This is a genomic window from Haladaptatus halobius (assembly GCF_020618475.1).
Taxonomy (GTDB): Archaea; Halobacteriota; Halobacteria; order Halobacteriales; family Haladaptataceae; genus Haladaptatus; species Haladaptatus halobius.
In genome coordinates this window covers 392,725-409,075 of record NZ_CP085339.1, presented here as the reverse complement: position 1 = coordinate 409,075, position 16,351 = coordinate 392,725, and the positions used below count along the sequence as shown (strand labels likewise).

The window sequence follows — 16,351 nt, the reverse complement described above, 5'->3', positions numbered from 1 at the left end:
GTCATGGGCTCAATGCGACGTTGATGTCCATTGTTCCTGTCGTCATTGGTGTGCTCACGATTGCGTACTTCTATCGATACATCGTGACAGATTCAATACAGTATATCCTCCTCTCTATCGTTGGTGTGTACCTGTTCTCATTCCTTCTACTCATATCACTGACAACATTTGCTTTACTCTCTGATGAGAATACGTTCTCGGTGGCAGTAAAAAATAGTTACAGATGGGTGATACACAATCCGTTACATTGTATTGTTGTCATATTTGCTTCAGGAGTTCTCGTCTTTGTTGGTATCGTTTCCATCGTTGGGCTAGTCATTATCATCCCTGCAGTTTTATTTAGTTTTCATTTAGAGGTTATCCAGAACAGTTCCACACTAACCGCTGAAAAAGACAATTTTTGAATATTAATCTTAATTTGATAATCCGACTGTAGGCGACCGACAAACACTGTCTTTCTCGGCGGCTGTATTGTCGAAGTTGCACTAAAACTGCGCTTGCAACCATCGATTTGGTATGAAATCGATTAAACTCTGGTAGCAGGTTACTCCGGGATCCCATAAACCTCGTCAGTCCAATCCCGCACTGGTGTATCGTACACGGCCTGACCAAGGTCTATCTCGTTAAGTCGTTGGTGATCAAGTTCGTTTAGTTGCCAGTCGAACAGTTGTATATTCTCTCGAATGTGACCTTCGGACGCAGATTTTGGGATCACGATGACATCCTTCTCAACGGCCCATCGGAGGACTATCTGCGCGGGCGTTTTATCGTATTTTTCGGCAAGTTCGTTGACGGTTTCATCTCCCAATATCTCGGTGCGAGCGAGAGGTGCGGCGGCCTCCACGATCACGTCTGTTTCTCGACAATACTCAACGAGATCTGAGCGCTGGAACCACGGATGAAACTCGATCTGGTTAACAGCGATCGGAATATTTGAGATATGATGGGCGTTGCTAAGCTGGTAGGCGCTGAAGTTCGAAACACCGATGTTGCGCACCGTTCCCTGATCATGGAGATACTCCATTGCGCTCAGGGTTTCACGGAGTGAGATGGCCGGGTTCGGCCAATGAATGAGATAGAGATCGAGATAGTCAGTACCAAGTTCGTCGAGAGATCGTTCACACGATTCTACAACAGAGTCATAATTGAGATTTGATGGAAGAACTTTCGAAGTGAGAAATAGATTCTCACGGTTGTAGTCGGTCAAAACATCGCCGATCTCGGTTTCGTTTTGATATCCTTCGGCGGTATCGATATGAGTGTAGCCAGCTTCGAGAGCGGAACGGACGGAATGACGGATGGTCTCTCCGTGAAGATCCCATGTACCAATGCCGACAATTGGCATTTCATCACCGCTTGGGAGACTCGTTGATGGTATCGTCATCGTATCCTCAGTATGCGACTATACGGTTATAACGATGGGGGTTGAACTTGATATACGTCGATAGCGAGAGTAGATCGACCGTTTAGAGTTCGAGACTGAAGAAGTTGATACTTAGACATGTAGTCGTCCGTATTAATGTCTCAGATGATCAGCTCTTGTGTACGCGATGACCGCGTGAGGCATCCTACAATCTATGACTGAATCCGCACCAGATATCACCATACTACGGCACAACCCGCATGGCCTTTCCACGGAAACGTATGCTTCGGAACTACAGGAAAGATTACCTGATACAACGATTCAAGTCGCTCGTACGCCTGCCGAGGAACAGGAACTGATTGCCAAAACAGCGGTCGTCTCAGGAACTCGGATCGAGGAACCACTACTCGAGAAAGCCGAACAACTCCGACTCTTCGCCGGCGTTGCCGCCGGATACGATCATCTGCCGTTAGAGCAGATGCGAGAGATGGGCGGTGCGGTGACTAACGCCTCGGGCATTCACGCGCCGAATATAGCCGAACAGGTACTGGGGTATCTCTTGATGTTCACCCGGCGCCTTCACGAAGGACAACGCCGAACTAAGCGAGGCGAATGGCGCCACTACCAAGCGTACGAGCTAAAAGACAGCACCATCAGTATCATCGGTCTCGGCGCCATCGGCACAGCAGTAACACAACGTCTTGCTGGATTCGACGTCGATACTATCGGCGTGCGCTACACACCCTCGTGCAGTCGTCCGAACGGTGACTGGTTGCTGGTAATTCGAGAGTAAACTCTCCCTAGAATACAGGCGTGTCGCAGTCGGCTCAATTCGGTAGCTGCGACGGATTCCGAAACAGCGGTTCAATCGCGATTAATGAGATAATCGGCGGCTCTATACAGCGACCCTTTCCTTTGAGCACAAGTGTATTTTCGCGACCCGCGGTCTGCAGCGGTGGACTGTATCGGGATCACGCAGTGGGGGGGTCGAAATAACTGCCTTGAGCAAAGAGGGGTGAGAGACGGCCAGTACGTACACGACCTATGTTCGAGCGTGCTATCGGGGGACTCAATCCCCTTTCACTATTGAAAGAAAGTGGCCGAAATTATATTTTCGACGGCGTAGAATGAGCATCTATGTCTCAAATTGGGCTAATCGGGATTGGTTTTGTCGGCAAACTGTTCGTCGACAGACTTCGCAAGGCCGACTACCCGGTGACCGTCTACGACGTCGATGAAACGCAAATCAAGTACGCTACTGAACGCGGCGCGCAGGCTGTTGGGAATCCGGCTGCGGTCGCGGAGCAGGCGGAGATAGTTGTTCTCGCACTCCCTGGTCGGCACGAAGTGGAGGCGGTAATGGAGAGTGAGGATGGGCTGCTGGACGCGGTCGTATCGGGACAACTAATCATTGACACCACGACGACGGGGCCGGAGACCGCAGTTAAGTACGAACGACGGTGCGCCGACCAAGATGTCGGGTTTATTAGCGCTCCACTGACAAGAAACGCTCCGGGTGGTATTCATATGATGGTGGGCGGGAACGAGCAGAACTACCGAAAAGCTACGGATATTCTTGATTGTCTTAGTGCTGCCCATAAGCGGATCGGAGAGATCGGCGGCGGACAGACGTTCAAACTCCTGTTGCAGTTGCGGTACGCCGGCCATCGTGCGATCGATGCTGAGATCGTTGCATTCGGTCGCGATAACGGCGTCGACCCTCGTCTGCTCTCTGAGTTCCTCGGGCTGGAGCTGTGGGAGAAGTATCTTAGCAATGACTTTGAGCAGGAGATCGAAGGGATGGGTGGTCGGCGTATCTGGCAGAAGGATGTCGGATATGCGCTTGACGTTGCCCGGCAGAACAATACTGCACTCCCGCTGAGTAGCGGCGTTCACGAAGCGTACAAAGCGACGGCACGTGTCTCCGATTCAAACGAAGGTCACGCCGCTGCCATCATCCAGTACTGGCAGCGTCTCAACGGCCAGAACTGAATGATCTTCATCGTTTCACGCCTCGTTGTTGGTTTATCATAGCCACGATATCGCGGACGAAGTCACCGCGCTCTTTCGCCGGTCGTCTCGCCCAATCGGTTTGGCCGACTGAGCAGCGCCGACTGCTTCGTCGACTGTGCTGGTCGTCGGCTCAGGCAGCGTGGCGATCACCTCCTCTATAGCGGGGTTTGTGACGGGGATTTCCGTCTCGCTTCCGAGATCTCTCCATTCATTGTTCGTGTATACACTTCTTACACTCTACGATGACATGCGCCAGAATATGCACAGCCAGGATGTGTAAATATTAGGCCAAACGCGGACCTCCCCATCGTTTGCGTATACTGTTCAGAGCGGAAACGTTATGTCCTTAACGAGAAGCGTGACTTTTAACTGCCGAATTGTAACCGGTGATCAAACTGTTTAGAATATCTTGTTGATATTCACCTTACAAAATCGCATCCTTCCTATAGAGTAACGCCCTCTATACGATAGAAAATACCAAATATTCCCGCAATAACATAATTATAATGATAGAGAAAGCAGGTCAAATCGTAGATAATATTTGAGAAGTATTGGCTCAGTAGGAATGATGGGAAGAGGTCTTTCTACATGAAAGGCCATCTCTATGAGGTCGAGGAAAAGCTCCGGCTCACTGATTACGAGTTTAAATAACAAGGACAGCCCCGTTAGTGAGGGTTAGAATGGAAATACGTCGTGTAGAGTGGATTGCTTTTCTTGATCAACTAGCCGGGCATGGGTTTCTACCAGTACCGCGTTGTGCTCTAATCGGTTCGTAGATAAGAATGGTATTGTCACTGCGGACGGTGACAAGATAGTTCTCAACCGTGAATCGGACTTCGTCATCACTCTTTTTTGTTGCACTTGCTGTGACGATGTCTTCAAGCGCATCTGGGTTCACGTATTCATACAGCGAGAGTGTGGTTTGGCCAGCTATTGGCTTAATCACGTCAATAAGTGCGTCGACGACTTCAGTAACAAGTTCCGAACTCGATGATTCGAGATCGATCGTCTCGGAAGCGATCAGTGTGTATTGAGGTGGTGAACTTGGGCCAGGTTGCTCTGTGGTGGATCCGAACCAGCTGGTCGTTTTGGCGGTCATAGGTTTCACTCCTCTCTCTTTTTATTGGTTCTCCAGATAATTGAGTAACGGCCACTTACTACAGAATTTACTCAATGGAAACAAAAAGAATGCTGAAAATCTAGTTCGACAAATATTATATATTATCCGATGAAAAATATAATAATATCAATCTATGCCTGACAAACTTATTTTATCCCCTATGCCGTTGGTGGAGATACGCCCTCACAAAGTCCAGCGTGATGACAAGGTCTGGCGCCATCACCCTGACGATGTCGTCGTGCCTGGTCGTGAGGGTGGTTCTCCCTTTCTAGCTGTCCTTCTCGACAGGTTGAGTACGTCTGTTGTTCAGTACCCTCTGAATCGAGATCTAGCATTTCGGAAATTTGAATCGGAAACGAATGGATCGTGTTGAGTTCTACCTCCACTGGTTGGCATCCTGGATCGTGATTGACTATGGTAGATTCGTGCATAATTGCGTCAGCTTAGGGGGGAATCGAACCATCTACAACCCCTTGAAACTGCCCGTAAGAGCGGCGAGAAATCCACCACAGACTCATTGATCATTCATTCGGCATCATCACTCCCTCATCGAGATTTTGCGGATAGAATGTGAGACTCAGCTTGGCCAAACGTTCAGAGGTATCTCGAGTTTCCAGTGCTCCACTTCAGCTTCTATTCTCTGTTGTGACAATTCTCGCCATTGCATTCTTCTGGGGAGTTGGCGTACCAGCCTAACGCTTGGAATACTTCGAAAAGTATACCACGGGAAAATGAATGTTGTAGTGAGTGTGTTGTCGTCGCTTGGGTGGCGTGAATCGGATATCAAGCAGGAGTTAGGGCAGTATACCGAGTCCAGTTTAGCGTCGTTCCGATAAAACTCGCTAAATGGCCAGCCGACCCGCAGAAAAACTGGGGTTCATAACGTGGAACGGGCACTCACTATTTCACGTGAGGAGTGTGAATGTCTGCAATTACGAGAGGAACGGTCTGCTGGATACAGAGCCTTCAATCATCAAATCCTCCGAATCTGGCTAACACCGTTCGTAACAATCAACCGAACCGACTGGGGGCCGACGAAGCAAATTTTCTAGCTATCTCTCCCGAGTTGATCACCCTTGAACGGAATCATCTTCTCGATCATCCCAACGAAGAGTTCCTTCTCGTCGGGATAGACGGTGATGTCTGGCTCACGCATCGTCGAGAAGAAGAGACACCTAAGGAGATCGTTTGACGTGTTTTCGACCGCGTGAGCACCAGCTTCTCCGGCGGGGAACGCAACATAGTCGCCCGATTTGATCTCGTGTTCTGCTTCGGGAGTCCTGAGCGTCCCGGTTCCGTCAATGACGTACACTGCCTCTTCATTAGCGAGGTGGTAGTGGTACGTTGATGGGCGGCCACCGGGTGGAATGTCCTCAAGCGTACAACCGAGGTGAGTTCCGCCCGCCTCTCGGCCGAGGCGTACGTACCGTCCCCCGTCCTCATCCTTCCCGGTCCACCTCAAGTCGACTGCGTCGTCAATGTTGACGATTTTCAGCTCGTTCTCGCTGTTTTTCATAGGATTCGGTTGGATCCGATGCGATAACTAGCTGTCTGTGTGCAGTGGAATGATCGGGCGTTAACCGCCTCGATTACCCGTCAGAGCGTGGCGCGTATGTGCTGTGTATTCAGCACGACTTTCGAGAATTATCATCGCTTTAGGGTTTCAACAAAGCCCTTACTTTCGTTCGAGCCGGAGATAACCATGCAAACGGAAGACAGGTTGCCGATGTGCCTAGAATTGCGGTGAAATTATAGAATTCATATGCCTTCTTGCTTATCTGTTTAGATATAAATTATATATGACATTTCCACGCAATATTTATTGCTAATCATGTATTTTATAGTTTGAAGTAATGGATTTAAAATCAGAACGTCGCACGTTTCTCAAAGGAATCGCAGCAACGACGGTCGGCCTCGCAGCAACCACACCAGGAAACGCAGCCGAAGAAGAAACGTATCTCGTGACAACAGGAAGTGACAAGGTCACTCAGAAACTCGAACAAGCGGGCTATACAGTTCAGAACGAAATTCCCGCTGCGAACCTTCTTATCGTTCGTGGCCCAACAAATGCTACCTCTGGTATTCAAGATGTCTCTGGTGTCCATGAAGTCGCACCAGATCTCGTATACGAAATAGGGACACCATCTATCAGTTCAGTAGAGCCGTCAATCGACGCGAAATACACCGATCTCCAGTGGGATAAGCAGATTACAGATGCGTTTGCCGCACACGACATCGCAACTGGAAAGGGAACACGTATCGCTATCGTCGATACAGGAGTCGATCATACACACCCCGATCTTGCTGCCAACGTAAACACGAATTTGGGACGGTCGGTCATCAATGGTGAGTTTGGTTCCGATGGTAGTCCAGTCCACCCACACGGAACACACGTTGCTGGTATTAGTGGGGCAACCGGTGCACAAGGTGTGGTTGGAATGGCTCCCGATGCCGAACTCGTTCCACTTCGCATCTTCCCAAAGGAAGGGCCACTCATCGAACGCATCAGTGACTGTTTACTGGCAATTGATTATGCCGCGCAAATCGGCGCTGACGCCGTTAACATGAGTCTTGGCTGGGATCCACGCCCACCACGGGAAAATCAGACATCACGCGGTGTCCGACGCGTTATCTGTGACCGAGTCGTTAAAAGTGCCCGTCGTCGCGGAACAACGGTCGTCGTCTCTGCCGGTAACGAAGAGACCGATCTTCAACATGGCGGCTATCGCGACATGTGGACGAGTCTCGAGAGTACGCTCGGTGTGAGTGCGACAGCTCCGAATGACGAACTCGCGTTTTATTCAAACTACGGCCTCGGCGATATCGATGTCGGGGCACCTGGTGGAGGGTATGAGACTATCGAAAAAACGCTCGCGAATGATACTGAGTGGCCGAATCCAACGAACCGTATCCTGTCGACGGTTCCGAACGATTCGTATGACTACTATGTCGGCACTTCGATGGCGTCGCCACAGGTCGCGGGATTAGTGGGTCTCGTCCGCGAACTGTCGCCCTCCTTGAAGTCTAACCAAGTTGAGGGAGTTATCAAACAGAATGCCGAAGTAAGTAACGGCCGAAGTGATCCCGAACTCGGTGCTGGCCGAATCAACGCCTTGCATACAGTTGAATCTCTTCTGGAGTAGGACGGGATTCCACAGGCAGGGCATACTACACATCTCGGGGTCGACCCCGAGAGTGGAAGATCGCACGCTCCGCTAAACGCGTTCTTGAGCTCGAAGCCAGACTGTCGATACGTGAACAACCAGTCGTCGGTCGGTGCTTCCCGCTTGAGTAGACCGATGGTCGGATCTACGCCTTTTTCGTCTTTTGTTCGTGAGAGGCTAATATACAATCTCTCAACGACGTTCTTAAGCGTACGAGAATACAGCTAGGTGAGGTCGTTCCACCACTTCCTGAGTGACGAGAGCTGATTGTTCTCGGTTGTCCTCATGGCGGTGACCTAAACCGTTGTACTAGAGGGGGATCGCGAGAGCGATACCCTCCGTTTCGCAGAAACAGACGTACTCCACCGTACCAAACCTATTACTACCACCATGTGTCACCGCCAAGGCGGTGTGAATCTCGTGTGGTGGCGTCGCCACGACCTTCCTGAAGACACATAGCGCCGTAGTAATCGGGGTAGTTCCTAGAACACTATCTGGCGAGAACTATCGTTGCTCGAAAAAACAGCTGTGTTAGGCAGCGGGACGTCCAGCGGTGGTGTCCTCACTGATCGTCTCACCGAATTCCTCATCATCTTGTGCGTTGAGTTCGGTGTAGGCCGTTGCCAGCACAGCGGTCGAGAAGACCGTCGTAATTGCGCTAGCAGCCTGCGCGAACACCAAGGCAACGATATCGCCAGCGAAACTGCCACTCGCGAGGTCACCAAACCCAAACACGAGGTTGATGAGTGCCGTGAGGAGCACCACTGCCACGCCTAACACGAAGAGGTTGAGGCGGTAGCCCCGCGTCAGTCCCCAACTGCTGCGGAACGCGGTGATGAAGTTCTGATCTTCGACGGCCACGTAGACCGTCCAGAACGCCAAGGTCACAAGCAGGAAGATGCCCGGAATGATCAACGCGACGAACCCGAGTGCGACGATGATGCCGAAGACGATCGCACCGATGAAGAGGTTGATCGTGGCCCAGACCATATTCCGGGTAAAGACCTCCCGGGGAAGGCGTTCAGTCTCATCGCTCACGAACACGCGGATGGCTGCAATGCTCACGACGAGCAACGCGACGCCCAGCACGAGTGACACAATGCCAGCACCAAGAGGTGGGACGAGCAACGTCGGATCTGCCTGGATTCCATTGGATGTGAACTGCTGTCTGGCGATCCATCGGTCAACACCAAGTCCTAACACGCCGTTGAGGACGGAGATGACGAAGATAATACCCATGAGCATGAGTCCATTTCGTTTGATACTTCGGCTGTAACCTTGCTTGAGCATGCTGGTGATGTTAATCGGCATAATCAGATGTCTATTAGGCTATGTGAGATAATATAGATGTCGCCTGGTTCTCACCAGGTGGAAAATATATACTAGCCTATTCTAATTATTCACTCTCGCCATCTCACGCAACCCCGCGCCCTTCTCGAATTTATGTGCATGCAGTTCATCGATGCAGTTACCATACACCTGCGTCTTGCTTGTAACCGCCTCCCTAGTGGATTTTTACCTCGTCTTTGGGTTCATCCGCACGATACACTTGCTTCCACTCGAGGTGTTCGTCCGTCGCTGTCGACATGAGCGATTTGAGGCTGTCATTCGTCTTCAGGAGGTTCCCTATGGTATATTCATTGACCATTCCTCCCAATGCGTTCCACTTTTAGTAAGCTATACTGTCGGAATTATATTCACTTTCACTTTTCCACCGGCTTCGACAATCACCTGAACAAAAATGGTACGTAACTCGGACGTCTTCGTCTATTTCGTTTACTTCTTCCCGGATGATTATTGGATGTGATTCAGTGGTGTCAAGTATGGTTGTACAGCAAACGCAGCCCACATATTTCGAATCCACGCTATTGCTTTCGATCGAAGATTGCTTTTCGATCACACTGGTTTATAATAGAGAATTCTTATGATAGTTTTGGCCCTTGTTTTCGGAACCACCCACTATCGAAACGCAGTGGACACTGAACGAGTACAGCAATTGCTGCAAAGCGCGTTAGCCCCGACAGGGGGAAGGATTGTTCACAGCTGGAACCAGCAGTAGCCATATGGAGAGAGTGAAATGTGTAAGGAATCGCCGTCAGGCCCAAAATTGGCGTCGCCAAAAATGGGTATTGGGTTGGCATTCAGAGATAGTGTAATTGTGGCTGTCTCATCGCTAAGATTATGGACTGTAACTATACTCTCGCCGGCAAGCGAACTTGCGTGAGCGAACACGGCTGGATGATCCACGTTAAGGACGGTTCCGTCTCCCCGGGCAAGTTCAGGGAACTCATTGTGAGTTTGAATGAGACTACTGATCCAGTTAAGTAAGGAGTTGGGATCTGCCCGTTGGTCGGCGACGTTTACTTCCTTTGGAGCAAAGGTTTCATTCGAAATGATTGGGCGAATAAGGTCGTCAGGGTCAGCCGTTGAAAAACCGGCGTTTGGCGCGTCAGTCCATTGCATCGGCGTTCGGACGGCGAAGCGACCCGGTTGATCCAGATCCTCACCCATCCCTATCTCGTCTCCGTAGACGATGATTGGTGTCCCTGGTAGCGAAAATAAGAGGCTGTAAGCGAGTTTAATGCGCTCGTCATCGCCGTCGAGTATCGGTGCCAGTCGGCGACGGATACCACGGTCATAAATTCGCATCGTTTCAGCAGGGGCAAACTCTTCGTATACGTCTGCCTGCTCTGCCTCAGTGAGCACGCCAATGTTGAGTTCGTCTAAATTCCGCAGGAAATTCGCCCATCCAGCGTTCTTGGGTGGGTCGGGAAGTTCCTTGAGCACTGAAGCCAGCGGTGCGGATTCACCGCGTGCTAATGCGAGGATTATGTGCGCGTTGAGTTGGAAATTCAACAAGAGGTGCATTTCGTTGCTATCACCGAAGTACTCACCCAATTCAGCGGGTGGTCTGTCGGCCTCTGCAAGGAGAACGGCGTCGCTGCGGCGCCAAGAGACAAACTCACGCATCTCCCGAAGGAAGTCATGAGGATCATCCAGCGGTTCCTCTACAAGTCCTTTCGTTTGTGTAAGTAGCCCAGCAGCGTCGATGCGGAAACCAGCGACGCCTAATTCCAGCCAAAATCCAAGTATCTTCTTAACTTCCTCGCGCACTTCGGGGTTGGCAACATTCAAATCCGGTTGGAAGCGGTAAAATCGGTGATAATAGTACGCATCGGCTTTGTTATCGTACGACCACACGTGGTCTTCCTCACCAGGGAAGATCGGCCCACGATCAGGGCGGATCTCTGGCTCTTCGTCTGCCCAGAGATAGAAGTCTCTATACTTTGAGTTAGGATCGCTGCGAGCAGCCTGGAACCACGGGTGCTGATCGGACGTGTGATTCACGACGAAGTCAATAATGACTCGGATACCTCGATCATCAGCAGCTCGTACGAATTCCACGAAGTCACCAAGGGTGCCAAACTGCGGATCTACTCCGTAGTAATCCATCACATCGTACCCGTTATCCCGTCCTGGTGACGGATAGAATGGTAACAGCCAGATGCAGTCAATTCCTAATCTGGAAAAGTAGTCCAGACGTTCAGTAAGTCCCTGAAAGTCGCCGATCCCGTCGCCGTTTGTGTCTTGGAATACTTTTAAATCGACAGAGTAGATTGTAGCATCCTGATACCACGTATTCTCAATTCCTTGCATAGATGCATCCAATAAGGCAGAGTAGGAAAATCATCTGGCTCGAACATCGTACCAGCAAACTATTACCCGTCTGCTAGTCACTAGCTCTGACTGTTGAATTAAGATAGTGTTATTATCTCGAAAATAGTGATATCACAATCTACTCTGTTTTCGTCGTCGGGATGATTCGAGCAAAAATGTCATGAGTGGGGAGAAAATCACGCTATGAGACGAGATACCGCCGCTGGAGAACGTGAAGAGTCTCGACTACAAGGGTGAAGAACGTGGCATTGAGGTACTCAAAGAGAATGAGTGGGACACGTCTTCGACGTGTTCACGGTGTGGGGATGACACGAAATCCAATCACGTTGAGCGTGGGTTGTACGTCTGCTCGTCGTGCGAGTTGGTGGCCAATGTGGATTGTAATGGGGCGGAGAATATGTGCCAAAAGATAACTCCGAGTCCTCACAGTGAGGATAGGAGTAACGGCTGTGTGGCACAGACTTCGACATACATGTTCAACCGCGAGAGCGGGGCGTTTCACACGAGAGAGCAAGTCGTGTCGTAGACCGGCAAATTTCCTACCCTGCGGTACGGGAAGCCCCGCCATTCACGGCGGGGAGGATGTCACCTCTGCCGCCTATGAGGTGAACTCCTTGATAATCCGACCTTCAGCCCGGTGCAGAACGCCACTAGCCGCCGATTGATTGACCTCAAACGTTTCTGCAAGCTCGATGAGCGTACAGCCGCGAGGACTGTCGTAGTAGCCGCGTTCAACCGCTTCAGTAATGAACTCCCATTGGCGCTCTGTCAGGAGTCTGCTCGCGTTGTATGTTTGAGTGAACGACACGATCTCATACGGGATGTCAGCCGCCGCTAACTCGGTAGTGAACTCCGACAGCTGCTCCTGTGAGCCGATATAATCACCTGATAACCACCCGTCTCGGATGATGATGGGAAATCGAGGAAGGTTCCCCGTCGCGCGCCTCGCTTCATACGATGACGGCATCGGAAACACGAACTGGATCAGTACCATCCCCTCGTCGGAATGGAGCACTTCGTACGAGCGCACCTCCGGTGCATCGTCGAACCGGCGTACGATGGCGTCCCCGTCCGGTGTCGTTACTTCGGCTATTTCGAGCACGCCATCGTCTGTGGGATTGCTCGACAGGATCTTGAACTCGGCATCCGAGAAGTCGGTCGAGACACCAGCCAGCCAATTGTCGTCGTCTGCCCCAATCTTGGTTTTCAGGCGTACACGAGGCATAGCACACTAGAGTTGGCTGGCGGGTGGCTTAACAGACTCGCGAGTGAGTTAAAAAGGTGAATCTATTCACGCGTAAATCCGTGGTCTCGCCCAGCGTAGTAGAGAATATCTATGAGCACAATTGAAACGGCTATCCCCATCGTGCAGGGACTACTCGGACTCATCATGGTGGGTGCGGGCAGTGCGAAGATAATCGGCATTGACCTCGCGAAAAAGGATTTCGAGCGATACGGCTATCCAGAGTGGTTCCGATTCGTTACCGGTGGCATCGAAGTTATTGGAGGTCTCGGGTTGCTCGTCGGTCTCGTGTTCGCGCCGATTCTGGCTGTTCTCGGCGGAATTTTAATCATCGCCACGATGATCGGGGCAATCCTGACGCATCTCTTCCGGGTTGACGATCCACTTTGGAGATCAGTCGGGCCAGCGATCTACCTCATAGCCGGACTCGTCGTCACGAGTTTCCTGCTACTCTCGTTCTAGTCATATGGAGTACGAGCAGCAGCCACTCCCCTGTTTACAGGTAGCGCTCCAGCGTAATCGACGCAGCAACACCCCAGTCTCCAGATGTAAATATTGCGGTTAGGTGACATTCTCGACACTCCACGTATAGAAACGTCAATCAGGCTCATCAAGCACCCACCAACTTACTTGTGTCCAGACCGACTGTTTTTAATGCAGCCGATCAAGCTCCGCCTGTTCGCGTTCGGCGTCAGCGTACCGAACCAGATCATTGTGCTCTGCACGCTGTTCTAGGAGCCGCCGACGCAGCCCGTCGTTCTCTACTTCACCCTCGCGATGTGATTCGTCCTCTGGAACCGACTGGAATGATGCTCCCTTGGCGTGGAAATAGCCCTCTTCTGGGTTTCGGACTCAGATATCGACGAGCCCATCAGCGATGAAATCGCGAAGTCGTTCCAGTCGCCCCAGTTGCGCATTATTCAGCGTCTCAATATCCACAAGAAATTGGTCGTGAAGATTCTGCCCTCGGAAATTTCATGAGCAGTCGGTCGATTCGTATGTTGGCCCATCATAATTCGAAGGGGCGCGTGCTCGAAGTCGTCTGGGTCGCGGAGATTCTTGAAATCGTCTTTGATGAGGTCGAAGCCAGAGAGATAGAAGTACCCTGCCGCAATGCGAATCTCCTCCATTTTGGGATGAGCTTTTTGTAGGTTGTTTCGAGATCGGTCTTGGTATTGTCGACAAGAGGTTCGGGGGGAGAGAATCATCTACCATCGAGTTGATAATCTATATGCCTTAATCTTTCCCTGACGTAGTTCGATATTCATATTCCGAATAAAGTTTAGGGGGCTACTGGCGAGGGATAGCACACCAACCTACAGTCAGGTTTGACTGAAAGTATTGTGCCAAGAGGATTAGCTCAGATCGAGACCAAAGGGAAGGATGGTCAGCTTGACCGAATACAATATCGGTAGACGATAATACTGATTACTGCGAGAACAGTCAGTAAAACCATTTCAGCATCTATTTGATAATTTCGCCGCGGAATGAGCACTGCTTAGACCTCGAGCGGTACGTCGGAAGCAGGCGGGACAGAAGTCCCGCCAATATATCGATCTACGCATGGTCCCATCTCTTTACCACCCACCGCAATCACTATCCGTCGGAAGGATGAATGATTCATCTCATCCTGTTCGTTCAATCGACGAAAGATATCCTCGAGGGACTTCTTCCCATCTGTCTGAGAGAGTATTTCCGCATCAAGTGCAGCAAGCACAAGCGCACTGCACGTGTAGACACCTTGCTCGCGCTTGTAGGTACGCGGGTCCGTCAGGTTCAGCCGATTGTCTTCTAGGTGGAGCGACTCGTTCAGCCGCATCCAATACAGCGGTGTCAGACTAGTCCATACCGCGAGCAATTCAATGGTATAGTCTTTCACTTGTAGTATTTCCTCCAATCCTGCTTTTCCCTGTCGACAGTACAACAGCTTAGTTTATTCCGTATGACTTGCTCGTGGCCCTCAATTGTTGACGAATTCCGTTACTCGCTTCTCTCTGGCCGAGCGCAAATATTCAGAGGTTGGGCAAAAACAGCCCTTTTATTCGTAATATTTTGTTATCGTAGGTTTATAGTTGGGAAATAGCCACATTCAAATACTGATAGTCAATAGCAATCCCTCATGGTCAAGTTAACATTCGAACCGAGAACATTCGATGATATCGCACCTGAGCGCCAACCAACGCTCGGTCAGGCACTCACACCGGTTATCGGCATGATTCTGTTTTTAGGGGTTGGCGCAATTGCTCTCGATCTTGATCCGCAAATGCCGTTGATTTGGAGTATTGCACTTACTGGGCTCGTGGGCCGGTATTGGTTGAACATCTCTTGGGCAGAGATGTACGAAGGAATCGTTGATGGCCTACGGATGGGGATGCAGGCGATTTTGATTCTGTTCGTGATTTATATGCTCATTGCCACGCTCACGGCGGCAGGGACGATCCCAGCGATTATCTATTATGGACTTGATGTGCTTAGCCCAAGCGTTTTTCTCCCGCTTACAGCGATTTTCGCCGTTATCATTGCATTCACGATTGGGTCCTCATGGACAACAGCTGGAACACTCGGAGTGGCGTTCATGGGTATCGGTGCCGGACTCGGTGTGCCGGCGCCAATGACGGCAGGGGCGATTCTTACCGGTGCGTACACCGGTGATAAGATTTCACCTCTCTCAGACACGACGAATCTCGCCGCGGCCGTGACGAACACTGAGTTGATGACGCACGTCAGGACGATGCGCGTCGGCACCGGCATCGCATTTATACTCTCGCTTCTCGGCTACATTGCGCTCGGGTTCCAATTTTCTGGAGCGATTCCGGTCAACCAAGTTGAGACGATCCAAACGGCAATCATGCAAAACTATTCGGTGACGCCCATCGTCTTTCTCCCACTTCTCATCACCTTTGCATTTGCATTATATGGATATCCGGCGCTGCCATCACTCGGGGCTGGCGTCTTTGCGAGCGTTGGGACAATGCTGCTAGCACAGGGGATTTCGTTTACGAAGGCGTGGGATATTGCACAGAATGGAACTGCTCCTCAGACAGGGGCAAAGGTTGTCAATGAATTGTTGGCTACGAGTGGCCTCATTGGGTCTTCGTGGACGATTACCATCGTCGCTGCTGCCCTTGCACTCGGTGGCCTACTAGAACGAACCGGAATTCTCGCAGCACTGGCCCATCACATGCGGCGAATCATCAGTGGCACGTCGAGCCTTACGGTCGGCACTGGCCTTTCAGCAATTACGATGAATATCCTCACTGCCGAACAGTACATGAGTATCGTCATCCCGGGAATGACCCTGCGGGGTCTCTATGACGAGTACGACCTCGAAAATCGAAATCTCTCGAGAGCTGTCGAAGCAGCTGGCACGACAACCAGTGCTTTAATACCCTGGAACGCTGGCGGTGTCTACATGGCTGGTGTCCTCGGTGTCCCGACGCTCACCTATGCACCGTACTATTTCCTCGGCTTCCTCTCGCCTTTCATTCTCTTCGTCATGGGGCTGACCGGCTGGGGTATTACGCATCGCGACGCAACCACTGAGAGTCCGACGAACGCTCGATCGAGTTCACCGACCGACGATTGAGTGACTGGCGACACCTCGCTAGAAACCTCACGAGCCAGTACTGAATTTTTGCGCCGTCTGTGAACTACCTCGAGGTCACGTCCCGAGGCACCCGCCCTGCTGGGAGGGAGCATCCTCCGGTTGCACTCGCGCTCAGGGTCGTGATCCGTCATCGGTTGGCCTCCCGTGATTGGCGAATGCGCAG

Annotated in this window: 16 protein-coding genes and 1 pseudogene; 8 read left to right on the top strand and 9 right to left on the bottom strand. The window is 51.1% G+C overall.

Going from position 1 to position 16,351, the window contains the following annotated elements; translation table 11 throughout:
• Positions 1–50: 50 nt before the first annotated feature.
• Entirely contained in the window at positions 51–404 is a 354-nt protein-coding gene (locus LIW51_RS32415) for a hypothetical protein (RefSeq protein ID WP_227379609.1), read from the top strand.
• A 140-nt stretch (positions 405–544) separates the two neighbouring features.
• Here the strand turns inward: LIW51_RS32415 and LIW51_RS32410 are convergent, their stop codons facing one another.
• Positions 545–1,384, bottom strand: coding sequence for an aldo/keto reductase (locus tag LIW51_RS32410; RefSeq protein ID WP_227379608.1), 840 nt, complete (start codon positions 1,382–1,384; stop codon positions 545–547).
• 193 nt (positions 1,385–1,577) lie between these two features.
• Here LIW51_RS32410 and LIW51_RS32405 point away from each other — a divergent pair, with 193 nt between their 5' ends.
• Complete coding sequence (locus tag LIW51_RS32405; RefSeq protein ID WP_227379607.1) at positions 1,578–2,156, top strand: NAD(P)-dependent oxidoreductase; 579 nt, start codon at positions 1,578–1,580, stop codon at positions 2,154–2,156.
• Positions 2,157–2,500: 344 nt separating this feature from the next.
• Positions 2,501–3,355 (top strand): NAD(P)-dependent oxidoreductase, encoded by an 855-nt coding sequence (locus tag LIW51_RS32400; RefSeq protein ID WP_227379606.1) that lies wholly within the window; start codon positions 2,501–2,503, stop codon positions 3,353–3,355.
• Between the two features lie 36 nt (positions 3,356–3,391).
• On the opposite strand, the gene LIW51_RS38845 is transcribed toward LIW51_RS32400, so the two are convergent.
• The 3 genes from LIW51_RS38845 to LIW51_RS32390 form a co-directional block, all read right to left on the bottom strand.
• Positions 3,392–3,526: a hypothetical protein gene (locus LIW51_RS38845; protein ID WP_255767652.1), complete on the bottom strand. Its 135-nt coding sequence runs from the start codon at positions 3,524–3,526 to the stop codon at positions 3,392–3,394.
• 568 nt (positions 3,527–4,094) lie between these two features.
• On the bottom strand, positions 4,095–4,475 hold the full coding sequence (locus LIW51_RS32395; protein ID WP_227379605.1) for a HalOD1 output domain-containing protein: 381 nt from the start codon (positions 4,473–4,475) through the stop codon (positions 4,095–4,097).
• 1,069 nt (positions 4,476–5,544) lie between these two features.
• Complete coding sequence (locus LIW51_RS32390) at positions 5,545–6,012, bottom strand: cupin domain-containing protein (protein ID WP_227379604.1); 468 nt, start codon at positions 6,010–6,012, stop codon at positions 5,545–5,547.
• Positions 6,013–6,349: 337 nt separating this feature from the next.
• Between LIW51_RS32390 and LIW51_RS32385 the strand changes: the two genes are divergently transcribed.
• Positions 6,350–7,639: a S8 family peptidase gene (locus LIW51_RS32385; RefSeq protein ID WP_227379603.1), complete on the top strand. Its 1,290-nt coding sequence runs from the start codon at positions 6,350–6,352 to the stop codon at positions 7,637–7,639.
• A gap of 552 nt (positions 7,640–8,191) precedes the next feature.
• Here LIW51_RS32385 and LIW51_RS32380 read toward each other — a convergent pair.
• From LIW51_RS32380 to LIW51_RS32375, 3 genes are all read right to left on the bottom strand, one after another.
• Complete coding sequence (locus tag LIW51_RS32380; RefSeq protein ID WP_227379602.1) at positions 8,192–8,971, bottom strand: DUF7847 domain-containing protein; 780 nt, start codon at positions 8,969–8,971, stop codon at positions 8,192–8,194.
• Between the two features lie 358 nt (positions 8,972–9,329).
• Positions 9,330–9,524, bottom strand: a complete 195-nt coding sequence (locus LIW51_RS40195; protein WP_497007421.1) for a DUF7576 family protein — start codon at positions 9,522–9,524, stop codon at positions 9,330–9,332.
• A 173-nt stretch (positions 9,525–9,697) separates the two neighbouring features.
• Positions 9,698–11,317 (bottom strand): alpha-amylase family protein, encoded by a 1,620-nt coding sequence (locus LIW51_RS32375; protein ID WP_227379601.1) that lies wholly within the window; start codon positions 11,315–11,317, stop codon positions 9,698–9,700.
• Between the two features lie 241 nt (positions 11,318–11,558).
• Between LIW51_RS32375 and LIW51_RS32370 the strand changes: the two are divergent.
• Positions 11,559–11,864: pseudogene (locus LIW51_RS32370) on the top strand (zinc ribbon domain-containing protein); the annotation flags it as partial.
• Positions 11,865–11,936: 72 nt separating this feature from the next.
• Here LIW51_RS32370 and LIW51_RS32365 read toward each other — a convergent pair.
• A complete protein-coding gene (locus LIW51_RS32365; RefSeq protein ID WP_227379600.1) occupies positions 11,937–12,563 on the bottom strand; it encodes a helix-turn-helix domain-containing protein in 627 nt (208 codons plus the stop codon).
• Between the two features lie 111 nt (positions 12,564–12,674).
• Here LIW51_RS32365 and LIW51_RS32360 point away from each other — a divergent pair, with 111 nt between their 5' ends.
• Positions 12,675–13,043 carry a DoxX family protein gene (locus LIW51_RS32360; RefSeq protein ID WP_227379599.1) on the top strand — a complete coding sequence of 123 codons (369 nt, stop codon included), beginning with the start codon at positions 12,675–12,677 and terminating at the stop codon, positions 13,041–13,043.
• Positions 13,044–13,558: 515 nt separating this feature from the next.
• The gene (locus tag LIW51_RS32355) at positions 13,559–13,732 is read left to right on the top strand and encodes a hypothetical protein (protein WP_227379598.1); all 174 of its coding nucleotides are present in this window, start codon (positions 13,559–13,561) and stop codon (positions 13,730–13,732) included.
• A 347-nt stretch (positions 13,733–14,079) separates the two neighbouring features.
• On the opposite strand, the gene LIW51_RS32350 is transcribed toward LIW51_RS32355, so the two are convergent.
• Entirely contained in the window at positions 14,080–14,460 is a 381-nt protein-coding gene (locus LIW51_RS32350) for a hypothetical protein (protein ID WP_227379597.1), read from the bottom strand.
• A gap of 240 nt (positions 14,461–14,700) precedes the next feature.
• Between LIW51_RS32350 and arcD the strand changes: the two genes are divergently transcribed.
• Positions 14,701–16,167 carry an arginine/ornithine antiporter ArcD gene (arcD, locus tag LIW51_RS32345; RefSeq protein WP_227379596.1) on the top strand — a complete coding sequence of 489 codons (1,467 nt, stop codon included), beginning with the start codon at positions 14,701–14,703 and terminating at the stop codon, positions 16,165–16,167.
• Positions 16,168–16,351: the final 184 nt, after the last annotated feature.